This is a genomic window from Sphingomonas sp. LT1P40, assembly GCF_036663835.1.
In the GTDB taxonomy this organism is placed as follows: Bacteria; Pseudomonadota; Alphaproteobacteria; order Sphingomonadales; family Sphingomonadaceae; genus Sphingomonas.
Window position 1 is genome coordinate 660363 of the sequence record NZ_JAXOJT010000002.1, and the last position, 22655, is coordinate 683017.

The following is a 22655-nucleotide window of genomic DNA, read 5'->3' on the forward strand; positions in this document are numbered from 1 at the left end:
CACGGTTTGGCCACCCCGGCGTGCGAGTCAGAGATCGTCACTGGCGACCAGCCGAAACGGCGATATGCTCGACCCATGTTTCTGGTCCGCTGCCTTCTTTCCGCACTCCTGATCGCCTGCGCGGTGCCGGCCAGCGCGGGCGTGAAGCTCGGACCGGCATGGCCGCGCTGCCTCGATTTTGCGGCGGGCGATGCCGAACGGGCACGCTTGATCAGCGCGCGGCGCACCGCGTTCGCCGATTGCGACCGTGCAGTGCCGACCAGCCGATGCGCGTCGATCTGGGGCTATCTGGTGGTCGCCAGCCAAGACGTGGGCGACGCGACCACAGCGGAAGCCTATGCGCCACTGTTCGTCGAGAGCAGGGGTACTCGCCCCCGTGCGGCATGGTTCGCCGACGTCTATCTCCGGTTGGCGGAGTGGATGGATCTACAGACGTGTTTCACGGAGGGAGAGCCGCTCTATCGCAAGGCACTGGCGCTGCTCGAAGCCGAGCCGACGAGGGTGCTGGACGTGGCCAGCACTTACAGCCTGCTTGGGTTGAACCTAAACGAGCAAAATCGCCCCGCAGAGGCGGAAGCGGCGATGCGCGCCGCGCTCGCCATCCGGACGAAGCTGTTACCAGCCGGCGACCCCGCGCTGCTTCAGACGTGGCAGGATATCGCCTATTTTCTGGAGGACCAGCAACGGTTCGCGGAGGCTGAACCGATCTACAAAATGTTATTCGATGCGCGCGAAGGGGTCCCCAGTCTCCAGGGACAGCTCGACCTTGCCGTTACTTACACCAACCTTGCCTATAATCTCGCCGGGCAGGGGCGGCTCGCGGAGGGCGAGGCACTGTTTCGCAAGGGGTTGAAAATGGCCATCCCGATCGTTGGAGAGCATGACCCGATGATCGCGAAAGGGCGCACCTATCTGGCCGCTATTCTGGAACAGCAGGGCAAAGGTACCGAGGCGGAGGCGATGTACCGGCAAGCACTGGCCGTGCTCGCCCGTGCCTCCGCCCTGGATCCCGATCGCGCACGCGTCATCATAGCGCTCGCCCGCTACCTTCAGGCGCAGGGTCGCTCTCCGGCGGAGGTCCGCACCTTGTTCCGCATCGCCGGGGCTGACGCCCGGCTCCGGCTACAATCGTTTACCGGCTTCTCGGCGGGCGCGCAGGCGGAATTGTTGCGGAACGCGCCACTCTATATCGGACAGGTCCGCGCTGCGTGGGACTTGTCGCGCGCTTCGCCGACGCGCTGACCACACTCCCGCGGCCGCGCTCAATGCGCCGCCTGTGGCCCCCGCTCCAGCCCGCTGGCCGCCAGCTGTTCGTCGATCATCGCAAGGAGCCGGTCGAGCGCCGCCTGGCTCAGCGCTTCGGCACGGGCGACCAGCACGTCCTGGGTGTTCGACGCACGCAGCAGCCACCAGCCATCTGGCGTGGTTACGCGCGCGCCATCGGTTTCGTTGACGTCGGCGCCGCTCGCCTTCAGCCGCTCCAGCACTTCGTCGATCACCGCGAATTTGCGGCTTTCATCGACCTGAAAACGCATCTCCGGCGTGTTGACGAACGCAGGCATCGCCCCGCGCAACTCGGTCAGCGACTGGCCAGTCGTGTGGACCGCGCCGATCAGCTGAACGGCGGCATATTGCGCATCGTCGAACCCGTAATAGTCCTGTGCGAAAAAGATATGGCCGCTCATCTCGCCCGCGAGTGGCGACCCGGTTTCCTTCATCTTGGTTTTGACCAGCGAATGCCCCGTTTTCCACATCAGCGGCTCGCCACCCAGTTCGGACACGCGGTCGAACAGCATCTGTGAAGCCTTGACGTCCGCGATGATCGTCGCGCCCGGTTGCTTCTTGAGCACAGGTACGGCCAAAATGGACAGAAGCTGATCGCCCCAAATGACGCGGCCTTCGCCGTCGATCGCGCCGATTCGGTCGCCGTCCCCGTCGAAAGCCAGTCCGAAATCGAGGTTCTTCTCCGCGACGAGCGCCTTCAGGTCGGCAAGATTCGCCTCCTCAGTGGGGTCGGGATGATGGTTCGGAAAATTGCCGTCGATATCGGTGAACAACGTGTGATGCTCGCCGGGCAGGAGCTTGACGAGCTTTTCGATGACCTCTCCAGCGGCGCCGTTGCCGGCGTCCCAGCCGATCCGATACGAGCCGCCCGAGTAACCGGCGAACAGCCGACCGACATAGTCGTCGATGATATCGGCGTCGGTGACCGTGCCGGTGCCCTCTTCCCAGTCGCCCTCGGCAGCCAAGCGCCCAAGATTCTGAATATCGTCGCCAAAAAATGGGCGGTGTTGAAACACCATCTTGAAACCATTGTAATTGCCGGGATTATGGCTGCCGGTTATCTGTATGCCGCCATCCACTTCTAGCGTGGCCTCGGCATAATAGAGCATCGGTGTCGGACCAAGGCCGACGCGAACCACGTCGCAGCCCGATGCCGTCAGCCCGTCGATCAGTGCTGCCTCGAACGATGGCGAGGACAGGCGGCCGTCGCGGCCCACTGCCACCCGCGTGCCACCCGCACGGCGCAACAATGTCGCAAAACCGCGCCCGATCGCCCGCGCGTCATCCTCGCCCAGCGTCTGGCCGACGATCCCACGGATATCGTATTCGCGCAGCGAGGTCGGATTGAAACGATGCGTCATGCTATCTCCCGGAGAATCTCTTGAGCGCCTAATCCGCGAGACCGACGGAAAGTTCAATCGTCGGGTTTGCGAAGCAGCGTGTCGCGCGCGGCATTCACCTGTCGCGTCAGTTCCGGCGAGCCGCCGCGATCGGGGTGGACGGTGGTAATCAGGCGGCGATGTGCGGCGCGGATTTCCTCCGGCCCGGCGTCGGTGCCGACGCCCAGGATGGCGCGCGCCTCCGCATCCGGGCCGGTCGGCACCGGCGGCGGCGGGGCGGGTTTCGGCGTGCCGGGCAGCGGGCGGCCAAAGCCATGCCACAGCTTCCAGCCGATCCAGCCGATCAGCGCGCCGATCAATAGCTTGAAGATCATGGCCGCGCCCTCATGCAAATAGCGGCATCGTGCTGGCGGTCTCGGGCAGCGCCAGTCCGGCCATCATCTCACGCAGTTCCTGCCGCGCCGCGACATGCGCCAGTGCCATCCCGCCGAACTCGCGGCTGTCGAGCATCGTCAGCCCCTTGGGGAACAGCTCGCGATAGATCACGCGCTCCGACAGACCGGGAATGACGCGGAAACCGACTCGCTTGGCCAGCTGGTCGATCGCCTCCGACACGCGCTTCATGTTGCGCGCCTCGATATGCTGCATGCGGTTGCGCAGAACGACCCAGTCGATTGTCTGCCCGTCCGCCTTGGCGCGGCGCTTGCGCGAATCCCAGATCAGTTCCGAATAGAAGCTGGGGCGAATGACCTTGTACGTGTCGGGATCGACCTGTCCGATCAGGTCGAAATCGACGAAACTGTCGTTCATCGGCGTCACCAGCGTATCGGCATTGGTGATGGCGATGCGCCCGAACTTGTCGTCGCGCCCCGGCGTATCGACGATCAGGAAATCGGTATCCTGCCCCAGCCGCTCCAGCGATTCGGAAAAACGCGCGATATTTTCGCCATCATGTGTCTCGTAGCGTGGCATCGGCAGTTCACGCCCGCTACGCTTGATCGTCTCCGCTCGGTTATCGAGATAGCGACCCATCGTGCGCTGGCGATGGTCGAGGTCGAGGCAAGCGACGCGCGCGCCCTTTGCCGCCAGGGCGATGGCGGTATGAACGGCGGTGGTGGATTTGCCCGTCCCGCCCTTTTCATTGGCGAACACGATCACATGCAGTCCGGTCGATGCTTCCGCCAACGGATAACTTCCTCGATACCAATCCAGGTGATTGTCTGCCCGACCTAGCCCCCATAGAAGGCCGCGCTTCCCCGTCCATATCCAAGGCCTTGTGCGCGTGCAAACCATCCGTCAGCTTGCCGACCTCCGCGATGCCATTTCGGGATTCCGTTTGGCGGGTGAGCGTGTCGCCTTCGTGCCGACGATGGGCGCGCTGCATGCCGGGCATATGGCGCTGGTGGCGGAGGCGAAGCACGCCGCCCAGCGCGTGGTGGTGTCGATCTTCGTCAACCCGAAACAGTTCGCGCCGACCGAGGATCTGGCGAAATATCCACGGCGGGAGGCGGTCGATTCGCGGATGTTGAGCGAAGCAGGCGTGGACCTGCTGTGGCTGCCGCCGGTCGAGGTGATGTACCCGGCGGGGCATTCGACCAATGTGTCGGTGTCCGGCGTCAGTGAGCCGCTGGACGGTGCCGCCCGCCCCGGCCATTTCGACGGGGTCGCCACCGTTGTCGCCAAGTTGTTCAACCAGGTCGCGCCTGACATCGCGCTATTCGGCGAAAAAGATTTTCAGCAGCTTGCGGTGATCCGCCGCATGGTCATCGACTTGGATTTCGATATCGACATACGCGGCGTGCCGACTCAGCGCGACGATGACGGTCTCGCGCTGTCCTCGCGCAACGCATATCTCGCACCCGAAGATCGTTTGGCGGCGGTGGCGCTGCCGCGCGCGCTGGGGGTTGCGGCGCGCGCGATCGAGAAGGGGGATGATCCCGACGCCGTGCTTGTCACCGCTCGAACCGCGCTGACGGCAGCAGGGTTTGAGGTCGATTATGTCGAGCTGGCCGATGCCGAAACGCTGGCCGCGCCGATTGCCGGTCGCCCACGCCGCCTGCTCGCTGCCGCCCGGATCGGCGGCACCCGCCTCATCGACAATATCGCGGTTGAAGCGGGATAATCAGCGTTAACGATTTGGTTACCATGAATGCCCCACGCTGTTCCCATGAGAACAGAAATCAAAAGTGGGGCATCGTCATGGGCAGCAGTTACAAGAGCGCACAATTCCTGATCGACAGCCGTCTGGCCGATGCCGCACGTGGCAACGCCGACGCGGCTTATGAACTGGGCATGGTCTATTCCAGCGGTTCGGCCGGTGTCGATGTCGACCTGATCGAAGCGCATAAATGGTTCAACATCGCCGCACTGAAGGGCAGCGAAAATGCCCCTTACATGCGCGCCGAAATCGCCGACGACATGACCGCGCGCGAGATCATCGAAGCGCAGAAACAGGCGCGCGCCTGGCTTCAGATGACGACCCTGCGCGCGGCCTGAATTACTTCTTCGCCGCCGCCTTTTTGGGCGCGGCCTTCTTCGCCGCCGGTTTCTTGGCAGGTGCCTTGCGGCCCTTTTTCTTGACCGGCCCCGCCGCCGCCTTGGCGTCGATCAGTTGCACTGCCTCGTCCAGCGTGAGCGCTGCCTGATCCACCGTCTTGGGCAGAGTCGCGTTGGTCGTACCGTCGGTGAGATAGGGGCCATAGCGGCCCTCCATCAGCTTGATCTCAGCGCCCGACACCGGATGCGGCCCCATTACCTTGAGCGGCGCCTGCGCCCCGCGCTGCGGACGTCCGCCGCCCGCCGCAGCTTCGGCCAGCTTGACCACCGCGGCGTTCATGCCCGTCTCGAACACATCCGCCGTCGAGGTCAGCCGCGCATATTTACCGTCATGCGCCAGATACGGGCCATAGCGCCCGATCGACGCCGTGATCGGATTGCCGCTTTCCGGATGCGTGCCGATCGTGCGCGGCAGATTGAGCAGCTTGACCGCCCACTCCATGTCCAGCTCGGGAATGTCCTTCGGGATCGACGCGCGCGCCGCTTCCTTGCCTTCGCCGCGCTGGATATATGGCCCGAACCGCCCGGAACGACGGCTGATATCCTCGCCGGTCTCCGGATCCTGCCCCAGCACTTCCGGCCCGGTGTCGCCCCCATCCGCACCGCCCGGCTGGCCGAAACGTCGCGTGAACTTGCACTCGGGATAGTTGGAGCACGCGACGAACGCGCCGAACTTGCCGCCACGCAGCGCCAGTTGGCCCTCACCGCATGAAGGGCACAGCCGCGGATCGCTGCCATCGCCCTTGTCGGGAAATAGATAAGGCGCGAGGAACAGGTCGAGCGCAGCGGTAATCTCGCTCGGCTTCTGCTCCATCACTTCGGCGGTGCGCGGGCTGAAATCCTTCCAGAACGCCTCCAGCACGCTTTGCCACGCGGCGCGACCGCCGGACACGTCGTCCAGCTCGTCCTCAAGCCCGGCGGTGAAGTCGTAATTCACGTATTTCTCGAAAAAGCGTTCAAGGAACGCCGTCAGCAGCCGTCCGGTTTCCTCAGCGAAGAAGCGATTCTTCTCGACGCGGACATAGTTGCGGTCCTTCAGCACCTGAATGATCGAGGCATAGGTCGAGGGGCGCCCGATCCCCAGTTCCTCGAGCCGCTTGACCAGCGACGCTTCCGAAAAGCGCGGCGGCGGCTGCGTGAAATGCTGTTCGGAATCGACGCCCTTCTTGGCTGGCGTGTCTCCGTTGCGGATCACCGGGAGGCGGCGCGAATCCTCGTCGCCCTCATCGTCGCGGCCTTCTTCGTACAGCGCGAGATAGCCGGGGAAGAGAACCACCTGCCCGGTCGCACGCAACGCGTCCTGACCGGTCGGCTCTTCCAGCTCGACCGTCGTGCGCTCCATTCGCGCGCTCGCCATCTGGCTCGCCAGCGCACGCTTCCAGATCAGGTCGTAGAGGCGGGCGTGGTCACCCGATCCGGCCTTGTCCTTGGTGAAATCGGTCGGGCGGATCGCCTCATGCGCTTCCTGCGCATTCTTCGCCTTGGTCTGATACTGGCGCGGCTTGTCCGGGATGTAGCTCGGCTGATAGCGTTTCACGATCGCCTTGCGCGCTTCGTCGATGGCGCTGTGATCCATCTGGACGCCATCGGTCCGCATGTAGGTGATCGCGCCATCTTCGTAGAGCGCCTGTGCGACGCGCATCGTATGGCTGGCGGAGAAGCCGAGTTTCCGCGCCGCCTCCTGCTGCAGCGTCGACGTCGTGAACGGGGGCGGCGGGTTGCGCGTCGCGGGCTTGGTCTCGACCGACGCAACGGTGAACCGCCCCTGCTCGACCGCCGCCTTGGCGCGGGCCGCCGTGCCGGCATCGCCGATCGTCAGCCGTTCGATCTTCCTGCCTTCGAACCGCGCCAGTCGCGCGTCGAACGCCGTGCCGTCATGCTCCAGATGGGCAACGACCGACCAATATTCCTGCGGAATGAACACTTCGATCTCGCGCTCGCGTTGCACGATCAGCCGCAAAGCAACCGATTGCACGCGCCCCGCCGACTTCGCCCCCGGCAGCTTGCGCCACAGCACCGGCGACAGCGTGAAGCCCACCAGATAATCCAGCGCCCGCCGCGCCCGATACGCGTCGATCAGGTCGGTATCCAGCTGGCGCGGATTGGCCATCGCCTCCAGCACCGCCGCCTTGGTGATCGCGTTGAAGGTCACGCGCTCGACCTCTTTGGGCAGCGCCTTTTTCTTCGCCAGCACTTCCTGCACATGCCAGCTGATCGCCTCGCCCTCACGATCCGGATCGGTGGCGAGGATCAGACGGTCAGCGGTTTTCGCCAGATCGGTGATCGCTTTTAGCTGCTTTGCCTTGTCGGCATAGGGCTCCCACTCCATCGCGAAACCGTCATCGGGATTTACCGATCCGTCTTTGGGCGGCAGATCGCGGACATGGCCGTATGAGGCGAGGACGCGATAGGCCTTGCCCAGATATTTCTCGATGGTTTTCGCCTTGGCGGGCGATTCGACGATGACAAGCTGCATGGGGTTTCGGCGGTCCTTACGTGTACGCGCGAGGATGGATAGTGGCGAAGGGCGGCGTCAAGGGGGGCATAGAGCTTGTTAACCCACGTGCCGCTAGGGGCACACAGTGCCCTCGAGTTCCCGCTTATGATCTTGCCGCAATGATCTCGATCGAACGACTGATCCTGGAACACAGGACCATCGCAACGCTGGCCGATGCGTTGTCGCGTGCCGCTCCGGTTGCGGATGCCGCGTCGTTGCGCGGCATGCTCGTCGATCTCGATACACAGCTCGCGGCACATCTCCGCACCGAGGATCTCGAAGTCTATCCGATGTTGCTTGCCGCCGGTGACGCCAGCCAGCAGATCGCTGCCGCCAGCGCGATGGCCGATTTCGACACGCTCGCCGCCGACTGGCGCAACTATGTCGATCACTGGAGCGAAGCGGCGATCGCCGACGATCCGACCGGTTTCATCGAAGACAGCGCCATCATCCTGTCGGCACTGTCGGCGCGGGTGCGGATTGAGAATGAGGTTCTTTATCCACTCGCGCTGCGTGGCGGTACGATCACGTTGCGCGAAGCGTCGGCCAAACTCAACGCAGGCTGACCCGGCCGCCGGCATGGCGTTCCAGCCGCCCGCCCAGCTCGAGTTCGAGCAGCACCATCTGCACCAAAGCGGGCGGCAGGCCCGACTGGCGCACCAGTTCGTCCACCGCGACCGGTACCGGACCCAGCAACCCCTCCAGATCGCGCCGTTCGCCCGCACTGGCGTCGATCGCGGGGCCACCCTCGAACGCGCTGATCGGTGAGCGCACGGCGCGGGCGTCGATCGGGCGGATCATTTCCAGGATGTCGTCGACGCTCTGCACCAACGTGGCGCCTTCTCGGATCAGCAGATTGCAACCCTGCGCACGCGGATCGAGGGGCGATCCCGGCACCGCCATCACCTCACGCCCCGCCTCCCCCGCAATCCGCGCGGTGATGAGAGAGCCGGAGCGCGGGGCCGCCTCGACCACCACCGTCCCCTGCGCCAGCCCCGCAATGATTCGGTTGCGTGAGGGGAAGTGGCGCGCGAGCGGTTCGGTGCCGGGCGGCTGTTCGGCGATCAGCAGGCCTTCATTGGCGACGCGCTCCTGCAAATCGCGATTCTCGGGCGGGAACGCGATGTCGATGCCGCTGGCGATGACGCCCACAGTGCCGCCACCGATGGAACCGATATGCGCCGCCGTGTCGATGCCCCGCGCCAGCCCCGACACCAATGTCGCCCCTGCCTCCGCCAGCCCCTGCGCCAGTTGCCGCGCAAAGCGGCACGCGGCGGCCGAGGCGTTGCGCGCGCCGACCATCGCCACGCACGGTCGCCGGACCAGCGCGACATCGCCGCGTATCAGCATCGCGGCGGGGGCGTTCTCCAGTTCGGCAAGCAGTTCCGGATAATCGGAATCGCCCAGGAACAGATAGCGCGCGCCCAGTTTCGCCGCCGTCGCCATCTCCCGCTTCACCGCGCCGCTGTCGGCAATCACCGGCATATGCCCGCCGCCGCGTATCGCCAGTGCGGGCAACGCTTCCAACGCCGCCTCCGCGCTGCCGAACCGCGTCATCAACTGGCGATAAGTGACGGGGCCGATGCGTGGGCTGCGGATCAGGCGGAGTCGGGCGACGTCGGCGTCGTCAGCCATCCTTGCGGCCGATGCGCGGCTCCATTCCGGCCATCAGCCGCTCGACATTGGCACGGTGCTTCCACAGCACGACCAAAGCGAGCGCGATCAGTAGCGGAACAAGGTCGAATCGCGCAAAGGCCGCGGCGCTGACCGGCGCGCTGATTGCCGCCGCCATGCCAGCAACCGACGAGATGCGCAGCCCGCCCAGCAACGCAAGCCAGACGGCGGCGAAGATGAGGCCGGACGGCCAGTGCAGCGCGAGTATGATGCCCATCAGCGTCGCCACGCCCTTGCCGCCGTTGAACTTCAGCCACACCGGATAGCAATGGCCGAAAAACGCGCCCGCCGCCGCGATCGGGCCGTTGCCGGGCCACAAGCCTTCGGCGATCAGTACGGCGGCGGCACCCTTGGCCATGTCGAGCAGCAGTGTCGCCGCCGCCAGCCCCTTGCGCCCGGTGCGCAGCACGTTGGTCGCGCCGATATTGCCCGACCCGATCGTGCGCAGATCGCCCGCGCCGCCCAGGCGTGTCAGCAGCACGCCGAACGGGATCGAGCCGAGCAGATAGCCCAGCAGCAGCGCCAGCGTCGGCGTTACCCAGAGGATTTCGGTGGTCATGATTCCCCTAACTTGCGCCAACGCTAAGTCCTTCGGTAAGCGGGCGCAACAATCTCCATCAGGCGAATTCACGATCACCGACTCCCGGCCTCTGCTATTCTTCGATTCGGGCGTGGGTGGGCTGTCGGTGCTGGCCCCCACGCGCGCGCTGCTGCCGCATGCGCCGCTGGTCTATGCCGCCGACAGCGCGGGATTTCCCTATGGTATTCGCAGCGAGGGGGAGATCGCGGCGCGCGTCCCCGCTTTGCTCGGGCGGCTGGCGGAGCGCTATCGGCCCCGGCTGATCGTCATCGCGTGCAACACCGCGTCGACCATCGCGCTAACGCATGTCCGCGCCGCGCTCGACATTCCCATTGTCGGCACGGTCCCGGCGATCAAGCCCGCCGCCCTGCTCTCCCGCACCCGCGTCATCGGCGTGCTCGGCACAGATGCCACCGTGCGCCAGCCTTATGTCGCCAATCTCGCCGCCGAGTTCGCCGGCGATTGCACGGTGATTCGGCACGGCAGCGCCGATCTGGTGCAACTGGCGGAGGCAAAATTGCGCGGCGAATCGTCCGATCCTGCACAGTTCAGGGCGGTGCTCGACGGGCTGTTTGGCCAGCCGGGCGGCGACCGCATCGACGTGATCGTCAACGCCTGCACACACTTTCCGCTGGTGGTCGATGAACTTGCCGCTGCCGCGCCGCATCCGGTGCGCTTCGTCGATGGCGGCCCCGGCATTGCCCGCCGCGTCGTGCATCTGACGGCAGGGCAGGACTGGCCCGAAGCGCCATCACTCGGCATGGCCGTGTTCACCGGTCAGGCCAACAAGTCGCTCATTCCGGCGCTCGCCACCTACGGTCTTACCAAGCTGGAAACATTGTGAACGTTCGGCGCGAACTGCCCTGGGTCGCGTTGATTTGGCTTGCCGCAATGCTGGTCGCATTCCGCGACCCGGTGTTCAGCGGGTTCGACCTCGGCTTTGGGGACCGCGCCGACGGGATCATCGAGATCAGCCTGCTGGAGCATTGGCGCAACGTGTTTACCGGCCATGCGGTGTGGAACACGCCCGGATACTTCCATCCGCACACCGGGACGCTGGGCTATAATGACGGCTACTTCCTCTACGGCCTCGTCTATTCCTTCTGGCGCATCTGGTTCGATCCGTTTCTGTCCGACACGCTGAACGCCGCGACGTTCAAGACGATGGGCTTCATTGCCAGCTGGTGGCTGGTGCGGCGAACGCTCGGCTGGCAGGCACCGGTCGCGCTGCTGGTCGCTGCGATTTTCACGATCAACAACAGCATGGCGATCCATACGGTGCATGCGCAGCTTCAAAGCGTCGGGTTGTTGCCGGTGGCGATGATTCTGGCGATCGGCACGGTGCGGGCAGCGGTCGCGGGGGCATCAAGTCGCGCGCGAGGGTTCGGCATCGCGTTGGCGCTGCTAATGGCGGCGTGGCTGATCACCGCTTACTATATGGCGTGGTTCACCTTGTGGTTCGGGTGCATTTTTATCCTGTGCTGGTTGATCGGTACCGGCAACTGGCGACCCCGCGCTGTGCTGACGCTGCTCCGAGCGCATTGGGTCACGCTGGCGCTGTGCGGCAGCGCGTTCGTCGTCGCCGTGATCCCGTTTTTGTCGGTCTATCTGCCCAAGGCGGGCGAGTCGGGCGGGCACGGTTACTGGAAGATGCTCGGTTATCTCGTCACGCCGGTCGATCTGGTGAACACCGGGCCGGGCAATCTGATCTGGGGCTGGATCAATCGCGGCATTCAGGCGCTGTTCGGTGCGTTCACGCCCGATCCCAAGGCACCGGGTCGGGCTTTCGGCGGCGAGCATGAGTCGGGGTTCCCACTATTCCTGTTCGTGTTGACGGTGGCGGCAGCATGGCGCGTGTTGAGGCGGCGAATCCCCGCCGATCCGGTGCTGTTCGCCTATGCGCTGGCGATCGTCGTCAGCTGGGCACTGACATTGCAACTCTGGGTCGCCTCGCCTTGGGGCGCGATCTTCCACCTCGTGCCGGGGGCGAAGGGACTGCGCGTCGTGTTGCGCTATCAGACCTTCCTCGTCCTGCCTGTCCTGTTGCTGGTCGCGGCGGTGTTTCGGGATCGGTTGACGGCGCTGCTGACCGAGCGCCGCGTACTTGGCATGGGGGTGGTCGCACTGCTGTTGATCGAACAGCTCAACAGCTTCTCCGCCGCGCAGCTCAGCCGCTCGGCTTGGTGGACGCCGCTGACCGTCATTCCCGCGCCACCCTCGGAATGCCGCAGCTTTTATGCGGTGCAGACGCGCGTCGGCGAACCGCTGTACCGCAATGCCGAGATGCACGCGAAACACCCGCATAACGACGATGCGATGCTGCTCGCGCAAATCTGGCGCGTGCCGACATTGGGCGGCTATTCGACCTTCCAGCCCAAGGACTGGGTGTTCGTCGATCCGCTAAAGCCCGATTACGACGCCCGCGCCGCGCGCTACATCGCCAGCCACCGGCTGACCGGCGTCTGCCGACTCGACGTGCGTGACGCGCAGCCGTGGTGGCGAATCAGCTAGGCTGCGCTTACCGTCTGTTGCGGTGCCATGGCGCGGTGACGTTCGGCATAGCGTTCCGCCATCATCAGATGCGCGCGGCGCGCCGTCTGCTCTTGCGCACGCTCGGCATTCAGCCGCTCTTCGGCTTCGCGCTGTCGAAAATATTCGTAATCATTGCGTTGCACGACCGCTTCTCCCTCGATCCGAGCGGGAGCACAAGGGTCTCTCAGCCGCAGGAATGCTTCGAGTCCCGATCCTGCGATGATGCGGTGTAGCAGAAATAACCGACGACGAGTTGATCGAGGATAACCCCCATCGCGCAAATCATATCGCTCGATCGACATTATCGCGCGGACGGGTGCTGGCGTCGGGGCGACAAACCGGCTATCGGGACGCACCATGACGACCGACGGTTCTGCACGCGCAGTCGATTATTCGCGCGTTTTCTCGTCCGCGATCGACCGGCTTCACGCCGAAGGGCGATATCGCGTGTTCATCGATATCCTGCGCAACAAGGGGTCTTATCCCAATGCGCGGTGCTTTGCGGGCCATAACGGGCCAAAGCCGATCACGGTGTGGTGCTCGAACGACTATCTCGCCATGGGCCAGCATCCGGCGGTGATCGCGGCGATGGAGGAAGCGCTGCACGATGTTGGCGCAGGTTCCGGCGGTACGCGCAACATCGGCGGCAACACGCATTACCATATCAACCTCGAAAACGAGCTGGCCGACCTGCACGACAAGGAAGCGGCACTGCTGTTCACCAGCGGCTATGTCTCGAACGAGGCGACGCTGTCGACGCTGGCCAAGGTGCTGCCGGGCTGCATCGTCTATTCCGACGAGCTGAACCACGCATCGATGATCGCGGGCATCCGCAATTCGGGGTGCGAGAAGCGGGTGTTCCGTCACAACGACCTCGCGCATCTCGAGGAATTGCTGGCGGCGGACGACCCCAGCGTGCCCAAGCTGATCGCGTTCGAGAGCGTCTATTCGATGGACGGCGATGTCGCGCCGATCCATGCGATCTGCGATCTGGCTGACAAGTATAATGCGCTGACCTATCTCGACGAAGTCCACGCCGTCGGCATGTACGGCGCGCGCGGCGGCGGAATTTCGGAGCGCGACGCCGCGGCGGCGCGGCTGACGATCATTGAGGGGACGCTGGGCAAGGCGTTCGGCGTGATGGGCGGTTATATCGCGGCCGACCGCACGATCATCGACGTGATTCGCAGCTATGCGCCGGGCTTTATCTTTACGACCTCGCTTTCGCCCGTGCTCGTCGCCGGTGCGCTGGCCAGCGTGCGGCATTTGAAGGCGTCGAGCGTCGAGCGCGACGGGCAACAGGCGGCAGCGGCGACGCTGAAGGTAATGTTTGCCGATGCCGGGTTGCCAGTGATGGATTCGACCACGCACATCGTCCCGCTGATGGTGGGCGATCCGGTCAAGGCCAAGCGGATCAGCGACATCCTGCTCGCCGAATACGGCGTGTACGTTCAGCCGATCAATTACCCGACCGTGCCGCGCGGCACCGAACGGCTGCGCTTCACGCCGGGTCCGGCGCATGACGAGGCGATGATGCGCGAACTGACCAAGGCGCTGGCCGAAATCTGGGAACGCATGGAGTTGCGCGCCGCCGCCTAAGGGTTTGGCGCATCAATGCGACGGGCCGTGGAACCCGTTTCGCTGCCGTTCATTCATGCCTGCTGAACCAACAGGAGGCGTAACACCATGAAATCCATCCTAAAGGCCGCAATGGCCGGTGCAGGTCTGATCGCGCTGGCGGCGTGCGGCGGCAATGCCGACGACAAGGCAGCGGACAATGTCGAGGCAGCGGCGGAGAATCAGGCCGATGCGCTGGAAAACCAGGCCGACATGGCACCGAACGAGACGATGGAAGACGCGCTCGACGACCAGGCGGACAATGTCGAGGAAGCCGGCGAGGCCAAGGCCGATGCGATCGACGATGCCGACGATGCTCGGCTGGAGAACGTCCGCTAGGATTGGCTGGGACCGCGCACCGTAACTGCGCGGTCCCACTTTCCCGGACGGTTGCGTCCGATGACGTTGAAGCGCACCATGGACACCGGTTACCTATCCCGGAGAGTCTCTATGCGCGCCGTCGCCATTTCCCTCGCCGCCACCTTTGCCCTTGCTGCCTGCTCGCCGGCACCTGACGCTGCAAACACTGCAGAAAACGGGGTGCTTGCCGCTGGCCCAGAGACCGCGATCAGCAATGTGGCACAGTCCGACCTGCCTGCGGGTCTTGCTGAACTGGTCGAAGCGACGGTGCCGGGGATGCGGATCGCCGAAGCGGAGCGCAAGGAGCGCGACGGGCGGGTCTATTACGATGTCGAAGGAACGCGCCCTGACGGCACGGAGGTGGAGATCGACGTGCTGGCGGGTGCCGACGGGAAGCTGACGGCGGTTGAGGTGCAGCGTGACATCGCCTGGACCACCGCCCCCGCGCCGGTTGTGGCAGCGGCCGCGGCGAAGAAGGATGCTTTCACCCCCGAACGGGTGATCGAGAGCCGTCAGGTCGAGGACGGCGCGACGATCTATGAGCTGTTCGCCCCCGGCAGCCCCAAGGAACCGGCGATGGAAGTGAAGTGGCAGGGCGGCAAGGCCGAAGTGTTGGGCGAACGCTGGGCACATTAGGCGGATGCCGCCAACCGGGTTAGGGTGGCCTGGGGCGAACCGCTCCGCGAAGGAACGATTATGGCCAAGGGCCAGAAGAAGACGAGCCGCGAAGTGCGCAAGCCCAAGGCGGAAAAGCCACCCAAGGGCAACGCATCCAACCCCACGACCAAGGGCAATCCGGTCGGCATCGTCACCATCAAGGGTTGAGATCAACGCCGGTTGGGCAGTCGCACCCGCAGCCACGCGCCCAGCGCCCACCATGCCAGCGCCCATAAGCTCCCGAATGCCCAGCCGGCGGCGACGTCGCTGGGCCAGTGGACGCCGAGATAGATGCGGCTGAACCCGATCGTGGTGACCAGCGCGATCGTGCTGCCGAACATCAGCCAGCGGGCGTCGCGGCGCTGGACGATCTGCATGCATACCAGGGCGATGGTCAGATAGATGATCGTGCTGTTCGCGGCATGCCCGCTGGGGAAGCTGGCGGAGCCGACCTCGACCAGATGATCGACCAAAGCCGGACGTTCGCGCCCGACGATCAGCTTGGTCAGCGCCACCGCGATCGACCCGCTGACTGTGCCGCCGAACACCAACGCGGCGGTCAGCAAATGGCGATAGGCAATCAGGAAGCCGATGGTGATGGCAACGAACAGGGTAAGGATCGTCTCGCCGCCCAACGCGGTGATGTCGATCATCACTTGCCGCAGCCAGGCCGGACCGTCGGGGATCGCCGGATTGCCGTCCTGTCGCAGCCCCAGCATGATCGCGCGGTCGAACCCGAACTGCGCACCGCGACTGATCGTGGCGCCGAGCGTCGCCACCGCCAGCACCGCCGCCGCCACCGCCGCCATTGCAATGAACACGAAGGGCGGGTGACGCACGTCGGGCGCGGAGCGATCCGGCGTGACGGGGGCGGTGGACAGCCGGTCGAGGCTGAGCGGCTGTTCGTCGTCGGCCGGCATCACTCCTCGGGCGATCCGGCGTCCGAGCGGGCGACTTCATCGGCCATGCGACTGCGCATCGCGGTGCGCTGACGCGGGCCGAAATCATCCGCATCCACCGCATACAGCGCGCGCAGGAAGGCGATGTCCCAGCGCGTCAGCGTCACCGGCACCTGTGCCGAGGGCGCGGCATCGAGCACGGTGAGGATGGTCGCGGTCGGCGTGTCGCCCAGCCGTTTGGGATCGGCCCCGCCATAGGCACGCATCGCGGCATAATCGGCAAGCTGGGTGGTGGTCAGCCCGACCACCGCATCGCGCTCGATCACCACCACTGCGGCCAGGAAGATCGGGCGAATCATCGAACTGAGCCGTGACGGCGTGATCGGCGAGCTGACGGTTGCTCCCGGTGCCGAGGACACCGGCGTGCCGCTGCGATCCAGCCGCCCGCGCAAATGCCAGGCGGTGGCAGGGCCGGGCTGTTTGCCGGGATCCATCATCGTCTTGTCATCGGTCAGGAAATAGGCCGGGAATTTGCGGCGCAGCGCGTCGATCATGCCGTTCTTGTCCGCCGCGACGATGACCAGCGCGTTGGGGCGGCACCCGGCATCGGCAAGCGGGATGCGCGCCGCGGTGGCGACACGACGCATGCGGGCGGTGATCGCGGCATTCTGAGCATCCGCCAGCCCGACCGCGGCGGGGCAGAGCGGCGCCCAGTCGAACCGCGCGACCGGATCGATGCTGCCGGGGATGCTGGTCAGCGCGCGGACGAACTCGGTCGCTTCGCGCTTCGTCTCACGCTCGGCCCGGCCAACGACCAGTACATCCTCACCCGGCGCGGGTCCGTCGGGCTGTTGCGCGGCGACGGGGGCAGCCAGCGCGAACAGCGCGGCAAAGAAGGGGACGAAACGCATGACAACGGCTCCTGAACAGGACGCGAGTGTATCATGCGGATAGGACACGTACAAGCGATCGGCGAGGTCGGCGGTTGATGCGTTGACGGTTTGAGCGGTGCTGCGGGTGGAAGCGGCGGCTATGCGGCAGGTTCGGGCCGGGAACGCGGCAGCGACGCGGCCTCCATGCGCCATCCACGTCACAGCGACGCGGCACCGACGCTGCATGAGCGCGCGGTTTCGCAGCAGGACTGCGCCAGGTACGCGGCACGCACGCCTCATCGACGCGGCGATGGCGCGGCGGGCGCCAGCGGATCGGGGCCGAGCGGATCGGCGAGCCGGCGGGCATGGACCGACAGCACCTGATCCCAACTGCGATCGAACGGCGTGCCGATCAGGCGATGGCGTAATCGCTGCGCGCTCGACCGCGACATCCCCGCCGCGTGCGCGGCCCGCCCGACACTGCCGGTTTCCAACAGGGCAGCAAGGAAGATGCGCTGTTTGGCGGGGGTCCAAATTGCGCGGCGCGGCGCGGCGGTGAGGGGGGCGGGCGAGGTCATCCGTCAGGATGAAGCATCCCGTTTCCAACATGTATCCAACAATCGGCGGACGATGGCGATTTGACGAAGGCGCGACGTTCAAGGAACGCTTGGCCGTGCCGATCGATGTGCCGGCAGGGAGAATGAGCGATGGCGCAAACTGCCGAACGCACCAACCCGCGATTGTGGGAAGAAGTGAAGGCCGAAGTGATCGCCGGCGACAAGGGCGGCAAGCCCGGCCAATGGTCGGCACGCAAGGCGCAGATGGCCGTCGCCGAATATAAAAGGCGCGGCGGCGACTATGAGGAGAGCGGCCTGGCGCAGGACGAAACCGACCTGCATCAATGGACTCAGGCGAAATGGGGCACGGCATCGGGCGCGGACAGTGGCAAGAGCGGCGAACGCTATCTGCCGCGGGACATCCGCATGCTGCTGACCGATGCCGAATACGCTCGCAGCACCGCGAAGAAGCGGGCGGACGGCGCGAAGGGCAAGCAGTTCAGCACGCAGCCCAAGGACGTGCGCGACAAGATCGCCCGGATCAGGCGCGACGGACCGACCAAGGCGATGCTGGTCGAGCGGGCCACGGAACTGGGGATCGAAGGGCGAGCCGGGATGGACAAGGCGGCATTGCTGGCGGCGATCGACGCGGCGGTGGATCGCGGACGCTAGCTCAGGATGGCGCGCGACGGGCTTTGGCGGTGGCGCGGATGATCGGCGGAACGCAAAGCAGGATGCCCGCGACCAGCGCGCCGATCGCTAGCAATCCCAGCGGCGTGACGCGCAGATCGGCGGCGGTGTGAACGCGCTTGCCGTCGAGTTCGGCATGCGCGGTTTGCGGGCTCGTGATCGACGCATAGGTCATCCTACCCGCAGCCCTCGACATAGCCGAGCACGGGCATGGTGCCGATATGAATCAGGCTGACCTTGCCATCCGCGCCGATTTCGAAGCGCAGCGCCGGATCGCCGCTATCGGCATTGGGGGCGGTGAGATATTTGCCTGGCGCCCCGACATATTTGTGCGGCGCGGTTCGGAACCCGGCGAAGTCGGCCATCACCTGTTTTTCGGTGGCGCCGATGCCGATCCCCTCGACCAGTTTGACGTTGGAGCGCCGCCCGACGGTGATGCGACGAACCGCGTTGCGCTCAACGATGACATAGACGCCGGGATATTTGAGCGACGTGACCGTGGTGCAGGCGTCCGAAATCTGCGCGCCGCGTGAGGCAAAGCCGCTGTCCTTGGGCACGGGTTGGCCGATCCTGATCGGGCCGAGGCCCTCGAGCGTGAGGATATTGGCGGCTGTAGCGGCGGGCGTGGCGGAGGCCGTGGGGGTCGGTGCCGGGGTTTCGACGACGGGCGTCGCGGTTACATCGTTAAGCGCGGCTTCGCCCGACCAGCTTTCGTTGGTCGTTTCGGGCGTGTTGGTCGGTGTGTCGCCCGGTGTTGGCGAGCAGGCGGCGAGGCTGAGGGCGAGGGCGGTTGCGGCGAGGATGTGCTTCATGGGGGAGGCAACGGCGGGGGGTGGGATGGGTTCCGTGAGCGTTGCGCCGACCGGAGCCAGGTGTCGCGTTGCATTGACGTTGTACGACGTTTTGTCCATATCGGTGATATGCAAGCAATCAGCTATTCCGAAGCCCGCGAGAATCTGAAGGCGGTGATCGACAAGGTCGTCGCCGACCGCGCGCCGATCGCTATCACCCGTCAGCGCGGCGAAGGGGCGGTGCTGATTTCCGAAAGCGAATGGGCGTCGATCGAAGAGACGCTGTATCTGTTGTCCTCCCCCGCCAATGCCAAGCATCTGATCGACGGCATCAGGGAACTCGATGCCGGACTCGGCGAGGAGCATGAGCTGATCCAGCCGTGAAGATCGTATTCCGGGCCGACTGCTGGCGCGACTATGTCGCGTGGCAGGCGGAGGATGCGAAGGTGCTGGAGCGGATCAATCTGCTAATCGGCGAATGCCTGCGTCACCCGTTTAGCGGGACGGGAAAGCCCGAGCCACTGAAGCGGAATCTGGCGAGCTGGTGGTCCCGGCGGATCGATCGCGAGCATCGGCTGGTGTATCGGGTCAGCGGATCGGGTCAGGCGCAGGCGCTGGAGGTGCTGAGCTGCCGGTATCATTATTGAGTGCTGACGTCCGCGATTTTTACTAAATAGATCGGCCTTCTTTACACACAACGCGATCTACTCGAACATCAACTAGAACTTTATAGTATCCGCAAGACATCACTATCCAGATTGATGTCGTTCCCGACTTACTAATCACTGGATATCCCATGGCTGATAACGCCGATCTCAGATCATCGTAGTCATCCGCATCAACAAACAAACATTTGAGCTTGTCCAGGGACTTGCTGACAAGAGCGACGTTTTGCGGCAGCGGTGCCGACAAAATCGCTATCTTATCCCATCTTGCCACCTTCATTTTCTTGTTTCCCAGGCGAGTCCCAAATGGAGTTAACAATGCTGACGTATGATTCCTCGATTTGTTTACGATGTTGTCGATACGGCCAGCTTATTGATCGTAAAGATCCGGCGATAAAAATTACCGCAATTGGCACGTAAGCTAACAATACATACGACAATAACTTAACTGAAAAAGGGATTATTTCAGATGATTTCTCACTCGAATATATTAAAAGAACTAGACCAACAACCGAGGCTACAAAAGACGCTAATTTAGTTATTCTAAAACGCTCTTCTGCCTCGAAATCAGTGGAAAGACGTTCCTGAATCTCTTCTATTTGATTCGATATTCCGTTGATACGATCAACTATGTCGGGCGGAAGATTAGGATGCCGAACATTAAGGCGATCGCTTACTTTCCAGAGTCTGGAAAATCGCCTGATCTCACGCTCAATGGGATCCTCAAACAAAGTGACCAAACCAGAAACACCCAAGGTCAATCCAGCGGTTAACTGAAATATACTTTGAAAATCACCGTATGTAGTCATCCTCAAGGCTCCATCCTGCCTGAGGAATCATACCATAAAACAAACAGTTAGGCAAAAAATGAAGCAGAGCTAAGCGACTCGAATGATTCACTATTTTTTCCCTGCGCGAATCTTTTAGCGATTTCGTCGCGCTTGTTCTTTCAATTTGCCCCGCTCGCGCCGAAGCCGACGCTTTGAAATTTCTCGAGCCACTAATTCGCGCTTGCCTACATGACTTGGCTGAAACTTGACCATATTGCCCCCTTCGAATCGAAGGGTGCAACAAAACTAGATAGTTAATTCTGTCAACCGGCGTCTCATGAAAAACGATGAACGTGTTAAGCGTGGAGAACCGGCTCGACTACCACCTATTATCAATCATGCTCCCTACCCCCAGCCCCCATATACAACTCGCTCCCCGTCTCCTTGAACACCCGGCTCATCTCCTCCATGCCCTTAAGCGCGGCGGCCTTGCTGGCGGCTGCGGTTTCAGCGCCGGTGGGGCCGGTGGCGAGGAAGCCTTCGACGCCCTGGTTTTGCTTTGAGGCGAATTCGCGGACTTCCTGGCTGATCTGCATCGAGCAGAATTTTGGGCCGCACATCGAGCAGAAATGGGCGGTCTTGGCGCCCTCCGCTGGCAACGTCTGGTCGTGATATTCCTCGGCCGTGTCGGGGTCGAGCGACAGGTTGAACTGGTCGCGCCAGCGGAATTCGAAGCGGGCCTTTGACAGGGCGTTGTCGCGGGCTTGCGCGGCGGGGTGGCCTTTCGCCAAGTCGGCGGCGTGGGCGGCGAGTTTGTAGGTGACGACGCCGACCTTCACGTCGTCGCGGTCGGGGAGGCCCAGATGCTCCTTGGGCGTGACGTAGCAGAGCATCGCGGTGCCGTACCAACCGATCATCGCGGCGCCGATGCCGCTGGTGATATGGTCGTATCCGGGCGCGATATCGGTGGTGAGCGGTCCGAGCGTGTAGAAGGGGGCTTCGCCGCATACCTCCAGCTGCTTGTCCATATTCTCCTTGATCTTGTGCATCGGCACGTGGCCGGGCCCTTCGATCATGACCTGAACGTCGCTCTTCCACGCGCGGTGGGTGAGTTCGCCGAGCGTGTAGAGCTCGCTGAACTGTGCCTCGTCATTCGCATCGGCGATGCTGCCGGGGCGCAGGCCGTCGCCGAGGCTGTAGGCGATGTCATACGCCTTCATGATCTCGGTGATCTCGTCGAACTTCTCGTAGAGGAAGCTTTCCTGATGGTGGGCGAGGCACCATTTGGCCATGATGCTGCCGCCGCGCGAGACGATGCCGGTGACGCGCTTGGCCGCCATCGGGATGTAGCCCAGGCGCACGCCGGCGTGGATGGTGAAGTAATCGACGCCCTGTTCGGCCTGTTCGATCAGCGTGTCGCGGAAGATTTCCCAGGTGAGGTCTTCGGCGACGCCGCCGACCTTCTCCAGCGCCTGATAGATGGGCACAGTGCCGATCGGGACCGGCGAGTTGCGCAGGATCCATTCGCGGGTGTCGTGGATGTTGCGGCCGGTGGACAGGTCCATGACGGTGTCCGCGCCCCAGCGGATCGACCAGACGAGCTTGTCGACTTCGCTCGCCACGTCGCTGGCGACGGCGGAGTTGCCGATATTGGCGTTGATCTTGACCAGGAAGTTGCGGCCAATCGCCATCGGCTCGGATTCGGGGTGGTTGATGTTGTTAGGGATGATCGCGCGGCCACGGGCGACCTCGTCGCGGACGAATTCCGGGGTGACGTAATCGGGGATGCTGGCGCCGAAGGACTCGCCGTCGCGGATGTAGGAGGACAGACGCTCGCGACCCAGATTTTCGCGGGTGGCGACATATTCCATCTCGGGCGTGATGATGCCGCGACGGGCGTAATACATCTGGCTGACATTGGCACCGGGCTTGGCGCGCAGCACGGTCTTGCGGACGCGGGGGAAGGGCTGGACGCCACCGCTACGGTCGGGGCCGAGCTGGCCGTTATCCTCGGGGCGGAGTTCGCGCTGGGCGACTTCCTCGACATCGCCGCGTGCGCGGATCCAGTCGCGGCGCAGTTCGGGCAGGCCGGCCATGATGTCGATGCGGGCGTTGGTGTCGGTATAGGGGCCGCTGGGGTCGTAGACGCGTAAGGGCGGCTCGCCCGAAGAGGGTTCGAGGTCGATCTCACGCATCGCGACGTTGAGCGGGCCGACATGCACCTTGCGGCTGCCACGGATTGGGCCGGTGGTGACTTTCAGTTCGGTGCGGGCGGGGATGTCGGCCATCTGTCTTCTCCAAATCAGGGAGAAAA

The 22655-nt window shown here is 64.0% G+C and carries 27 protein-coding genes; 13 read left to right on the forward strand and 14 right to left on the reverse strand.

Annotated features, from left to right (window positions below):
• Positions 1 to 75: 75 nt before the first annotated feature.
• Positions 76 to 1242, forward strand: coding sequence for a tetratricopeptide repeat protein (locus U1702_RS14650; RefSeq protein ID WP_332725911.1), 1167 nt, complete (start codon positions 76 to 78; stop codon positions 1240 to 1242).
• A 20-nt stretch (positions 1243 to 1262) separates the two neighbouring features.
• Here the strand turns inward: U1702_RS14650 and pgmG are convergent, their stop codons facing one another.
• The 3 genes from pgmG to U1702_RS14665 are packed head-to-tail and all read right to left on the reverse strand — an operon-like array spanning position 1263 to position 3809.
• Entirely contained in the window at positions 1263 to 2645 is a 1383-nt protein-coding gene (pgmG, locus tag U1702_RS14655) for a phosphoglucomutase/phosphomannomutase PgmG (RefSeq protein WP_332725913.1), read from the reverse strand.
• A gap of 53 nt (positions 2646 to 2698) precedes the next feature.
• A complete protein-coding gene (locus U1702_RS14660) occupies positions 2699 to 2998 on the reverse strand; it encodes a J domain-containing protein (RefSeq protein WP_332725915.1) in 300 nt (99 codons plus the stop codon).
• A 10-nt stretch (positions 2999 to 3008) separates the two neighbouring features.
• Positions 3009 to 3809 (reverse strand): division plane positioning ATPase MipZ, encoded by an 801-nt coding sequence (locus tag U1702_RS14665; RefSeq protein ID WP_332725917.1) that lies wholly within the window; start codon positions 3807 to 3809, stop codon positions 3009 to 3011.
• A 97-nt stretch (positions 3810 to 3906) separates the two neighbouring features.
• Between U1702_RS14665 and panC the strand changes: the two genes are divergently transcribed.
• Positions 3907 to 4746 carry a pantoate--beta-alanine ligase gene (gene panC, locus U1702_RS14670; RefSeq protein ID WP_332725919.1) on the forward strand — a complete coding sequence of 280 codons (840 nt, stop codon included), beginning with the start codon at positions 3907 to 3909 and terminating at the stop codon, positions 4744 to 4746.
• 77 nt (positions 4747 to 4823) lie between these two features.
• The gene (locus U1702_RS14675) at positions 4824 to 5120 is read left to right on the forward strand and encodes an SEL1-like repeat protein (RefSeq protein WP_332725921.1); all 297 of its coding nucleotides are present in this window, start codon (positions 4824 to 4826) and stop codon (positions 5118 to 5120) included.
• Between the two features lies 1 nt (position 5121).
• On the opposite strand, the gene topA is transcribed toward U1702_RS14675, so the two are convergent.
• Complete coding sequence (gene topA, locus U1702_RS14680; protein ID WP_332725923.1) at positions 5122 to 7656, reverse strand: type I DNA topoisomerase; 2535 nt, start codon at positions 7654 to 7656, stop codon at positions 5122 to 5124.
• A 140-nt stretch (positions 7657 to 7796) separates the two neighbouring features.
• On the opposite strand from topA, the gene U1702_RS14685 reads away from it, so the two are divergent.
• Positions 7797 to 8243 (forward strand): hemerythrin domain-containing protein, encoded by a 447-nt coding sequence (locus U1702_RS14685; protein ID WP_332725925.1) that lies wholly within the window; start codon positions 7797 to 7799, stop codon positions 8241 to 8243.
• Here the strand turns inward: U1702_RS14685 and dprA are convergent.
• Positions 8230 to 9312 carry a DNA-processing protein DprA gene (gene dprA, locus U1702_RS14690; protein ID WP_332725928.1) on the reverse strand — a complete coding sequence of 361 codons (1083 nt, stop codon included), beginning with the start codon at positions 9310 to 9312 and terminating at the stop codon, positions 8230 to 8232. The two genes, U1702_RS14685 and dprA, sit on opposite strands and share 14 nt — an antisense overlap.
• Positions 9305 to 9910: a glycerol-3-phosphate 1-O-acyltransferase PlsY gene (gene plsY / locus U1702_RS14695; RefSeq protein WP_332725930.1), complete on the reverse strand. Its 606-nt coding sequence runs from the start codon at positions 9908 to 9910 to the stop codon at positions 9305 to 9307. The genes dprA and plsY overlap by 8 nt, the downstream gene beginning before the upstream one ends.
• A gap of 73 nt (positions 9911 to 9983) precedes the next feature.
• Between plsY and murI the strand changes: the two genes are divergently transcribed.
• Together murI and U1702_RS14705 are read left to right on the forward strand one after the other, a co-directional pair.
• Entirely contained in the window at positions 9984 to 10775 is a 792-nt protein-coding gene (gene murI / locus U1702_RS14700; protein WP_332726398.1) for a glutamate racemase, read from the forward strand.
• A gap of 29 nt (positions 10776 to 10804) precedes the next feature.
• A complete protein-coding gene (locus U1702_RS14705; protein WP_332725932.1) occupies positions 10805 to 12442 on the forward strand; it encodes a hypothetical protein in 1638 nt (545 codons plus the stop codon).
• Here the strand turns inward: U1702_RS14705 and U1702_RS14710 are convergent.
• Complete coding sequence (locus U1702_RS14710) at positions 12439 to 12606, reverse strand: hypothetical protein (protein ID WP_332725934.1); 168 nt, start codon at positions 12604 to 12606, stop codon at positions 12439 to 12441. The genes U1702_RS14705 and U1702_RS14710 overlap by 4 nt on opposite strands.
• Before the next feature lie 214 nt (positions 12607 to 12820).
• On the opposite strand from U1702_RS14710, the gene hemA reads away from it, so the two are divergent.
• The 4 genes from hemA (at position 12821) to U1702_RS14730 (ending at position 15265) form a co-directional block, all read left to right on the forward strand.
• On the forward strand, positions 12821 to 14062 hold the full coding sequence (hemA, locus tag U1702_RS14715; RefSeq protein WP_332725935.1) for a 5-aminolevulinate synthase: 1242 nt from the start codon (positions 12821 to 12823) through the stop codon (positions 14060 to 14062).
• Between the two features lie 87 nt (positions 14063 to 14149).
• A complete protein-coding gene (locus U1702_RS14720) occupies positions 14150 to 14419 on the forward strand; it encodes a hypothetical protein (protein WP_332725936.1) in 270 nt (89 codons plus the stop codon).
• 111 nt (positions 14420 to 14530) lie between these two features.
• The gene (locus tag U1702_RS14725; protein WP_332725937.1) at positions 14531 to 15076 is read left to right on the forward strand and encodes a PepSY domain-containing protein; all 546 of its coding nucleotides are present in this window, start codon (positions 14531 to 14533) and stop codon (positions 15074 to 15076) included.
• Between the two features lie 60 nt (positions 15077 to 15136).
• Entirely contained in the window at positions 15137 to 15265 is a 129-nt protein-coding gene (locus U1702_RS14730) for a hypothetical protein (RefSeq protein ID WP_332725938.1), read from the forward strand.
• 2 nt (positions 15266 to 15267) lie between these two features.
• On the opposite strand, the gene U1702_RS14735 is transcribed toward U1702_RS14730, so the two are convergent.
• From U1702_RS14735 to U1702_RS14745, 3 genes are all read right to left on the reverse strand, one after another.
• Positions 15268 to 16017 carry a phosphatase PAP2 family protein gene (locus U1702_RS14735; RefSeq protein ID WP_332725939.1) on the reverse strand — a complete coding sequence of 250 codons (750 nt, stop codon included), beginning with the start codon at positions 16015 to 16017 and terminating at the stop codon, positions 15268 to 15270.
• A complete protein-coding gene (locus U1702_RS14740; protein ID WP_332725940.1) occupies positions 16017 to 16907 on the reverse strand; it encodes a hypothetical protein in 891 nt (296 codons plus the stop codon). The genes U1702_RS14735 and U1702_RS14740 overlap by 1 nt, the downstream gene beginning before the upstream one ends.
• A 257-nt stretch (positions 16908 to 17164) precedes the next feature.
• On the reverse strand, positions 17165 to 17446 hold the full coding sequence (locus U1702_RS14745; protein WP_332725941.1) for a LysR family transcriptional regulator: 282 nt from the start codon (positions 17444 to 17446) through the stop codon (positions 17165 to 17167).
• Between the two features lie 129 nt (positions 17447 to 17575).
• Between U1702_RS14745 and U1702_RS14750 the strand changes: the two genes are divergently transcribed.
• A complete protein-coding gene (locus tag U1702_RS14750) occupies positions 17576 to 18097 on the forward strand; it encodes a DUF5872 domain-containing protein (protein ID WP_332725942.1) in 522 nt (173 codons plus the stop codon).
• Between the two features lies 1 nt (position 18098).
• Here the strand turns inward: U1702_RS14750 and U1702_RS14755 are convergent, their stop codons facing one another.
• Together U1702_RS14755 and U1702_RS14760 are read right to left on the reverse strand one after the other, a co-directional pair.
• Entirely contained in the window at positions 18099 to 18290 is a 192-nt protein-coding gene (locus U1702_RS14755; protein ID WP_332725943.1) for a hypothetical protein, read from the reverse strand.
• Between the two features lies 1 nt (position 18291).
• A complete protein-coding gene (locus tag U1702_RS14760; protein ID WP_332725944.1) occupies positions 18292 to 18927 on the reverse strand; it encodes a hypothetical protein in 636 nt (211 codons plus the stop codon).
• 108 nt (positions 18928 to 19035) lie between these two features.
• On the opposite strand from U1702_RS14760, the gene U1702_RS14765 reads away from it, so the two are divergent.
• A complete protein-coding gene (locus U1702_RS14765; RefSeq protein WP_332725945.1) occupies positions 19036 to 19290 on the forward strand; it encodes a type II toxin-antitoxin system Phd/YefM family antitoxin in 255 nt (84 codons plus the stop codon).
• The gene (locus tag U1702_RS14770) at positions 19287 to 19553 is read left to right on the forward strand and encodes a Txe/YoeB family addiction module toxin (protein WP_332725946.1); all 267 of its coding nucleotides are present in this window, start codon (positions 19287 to 19289) and stop codon (positions 19551 to 19553) included. The genes U1702_RS14765 and U1702_RS14770 overlap by 4 nt, the downstream gene beginning before the upstream one ends.
• Positions 19554 to 19828: 275 nt before the next feature.
• Here U1702_RS14770 and U1702_RS14775 read toward each other — a convergent pair whose 3' ends face one another.
• The gene (locus U1702_RS14775; protein WP_332725947.1) at positions 19829 to 20380 is read right to left on the reverse strand and encodes a hypothetical protein; all 552 of its coding nucleotides are present in this window, start codon (positions 20378 to 20380) and stop codon (positions 19829 to 19831) included.
• Positions 20381 to 20733: 353 nt separating this feature from the next.
• Positions 20734 to 22629 carry a phosphomethylpyrimidine synthase ThiC gene (thiC, locus tag U1702_RS14780; RefSeq protein ID WP_332725948.1) on the reverse strand — a complete coding sequence of 632 codons (1896 nt, stop codon included), beginning with the start codon at positions 22627 to 22629 and terminating at the stop codon, positions 20734 to 20736.
• Positions 22630 to 22655: the final 26 nt, after the last annotated feature.

Coding starts and splice junctions, on each gene's coding strand:
- U1702_RS14650 (WP_332725911.1), top strand. CDS start 76: ATGTTTCTGGTCCGCTGCCTTCTTTCCGCACTCCTGATCGCCTGCGCG.
- pgmG (WP_332725913.1), bottom strand. CDS start 2,645: ATGACGCATCGTTTCAATCCGACCTCGCTGCGCGAATACGATATCCGT.
- U1702_RS14660 (WP_332725915.1), bottom strand. CDS start 2,998: ATGATCTTCAAGCTATTGATCGGCGCGCTGATCGGCTGGATCGGCTGG.
- U1702_RS14675 (WP_332725921.1), top strand. CDS start 4,824: ATGGGCAGCAGTTACAAGAGCGCACAATTCCTGATCGACAGCCGTCTG.
- topA (WP_332725923.1), bottom strand. CDS start 7,656: ATGCAGCTTGTCATCGTCGAATCGCCCGCCAAGGCGAAAACCATCGAG.
- U1702_RS14685 (WP_332725925.1), top strand. CDS start 7,797: ATGATCTCGATCGAACGACTGATCCTGGAACACAGGACCATCGCAACG.
- dprA (WP_332725928.1), bottom strand. CDS start 9,312: ATGGCTGACGACGCCGACGTCGCCCGACTCCGCCTGATCCGCAGCCCA.
- plsY (WP_332725930.1), bottom strand. CDS start 9,910: ATGACCACCGAAATCCTCTGGGTAACGCCGACGCTGGCGCTGCTGCTG.
- hemA (WP_332725935.1), top strand. CDS start 12,821: ATGACGACCGACGGTTCTGCACGCGCAGTCGATTATTCGCGCGTTTTC.
- U1702_RS14720 (WP_332725936.1), top strand. CDS start 14,150: ATGAAATCCATCCTAAAGGCCGCAATGGCCGGTGCAGGTCTGATCGCG.
- U1702_RS14725 (WP_332725937.1), top strand. CDS start 14,531: ATGCGCGCCGTCGCCATTTCCCTCGCCGCCACCTTTGCCCTTGCTGCC.
- U1702_RS14730 (WP_332725938.1), top strand. CDS start 15,137: ATGGCCAAGGGCCAGAAGAAGACGAGCCGCGAAGTGCGCAAGCCCAAG.
- U1702_RS14735 (WP_332725939.1), bottom strand. CDS start 16,017: ATGCCGGCCGACGACGAACAGCCGCTCAGCCTCGACCGGCTGTCCACC.
- U1702_RS14740 (WP_332725940.1), bottom strand. CDS start 16,907: ATGCGTTTCGTCCCCTTCTTTGCCGCGCTGTTCGCGCTGGCTGCCCCC.
- U1702_RS14745 (WP_332725941.1), bottom strand. CDS start 17,446: ATGACCTCGCCCGCCCCCCTCACCGCCGCGCCGCGCCGCGCAATTTGG.
- U1702_RS14750 (WP_332725942.1), top strand. CDS start 17,576: ATGGCGCAAACTGCCGAACGCACCAACCCGCGATTGTGGGAAGAAGTG.
- U1702_RS14755 (WP_332725943.1), bottom strand. CDS start 18,290: ATGACCTATGCGTCGATCACGAGCCCGCAAACCGCGCATGCCGAACTC.
- U1702_RS14760 (WP_332725944.1), bottom strand. CDS start 18,927: ATGAAGCACATCCTCGCCGCAACCGCCCTCGCCCTCAGCCTCGCCGCC.
- U1702_RS14765 (WP_332725945.1), top strand. CDS start 19,036: ATGCAAGCAATCAGCTATTCCGAAGCCCGCGAGAATCTGAAGGCGGTG.
- U1702_RS14775 (WP_332725947.1), bottom strand. CDS start 20,380: ATGACTACATACGGTGATTTTCAAAGTATATTTCAGTTAACCGCTGGA.
- thiC (WP_332725948.1), bottom strand. CDS start 22,629: ATGGCCGACATCCCCGCCCGCACCGAACTGAAAGTCACCACCGGCCCA.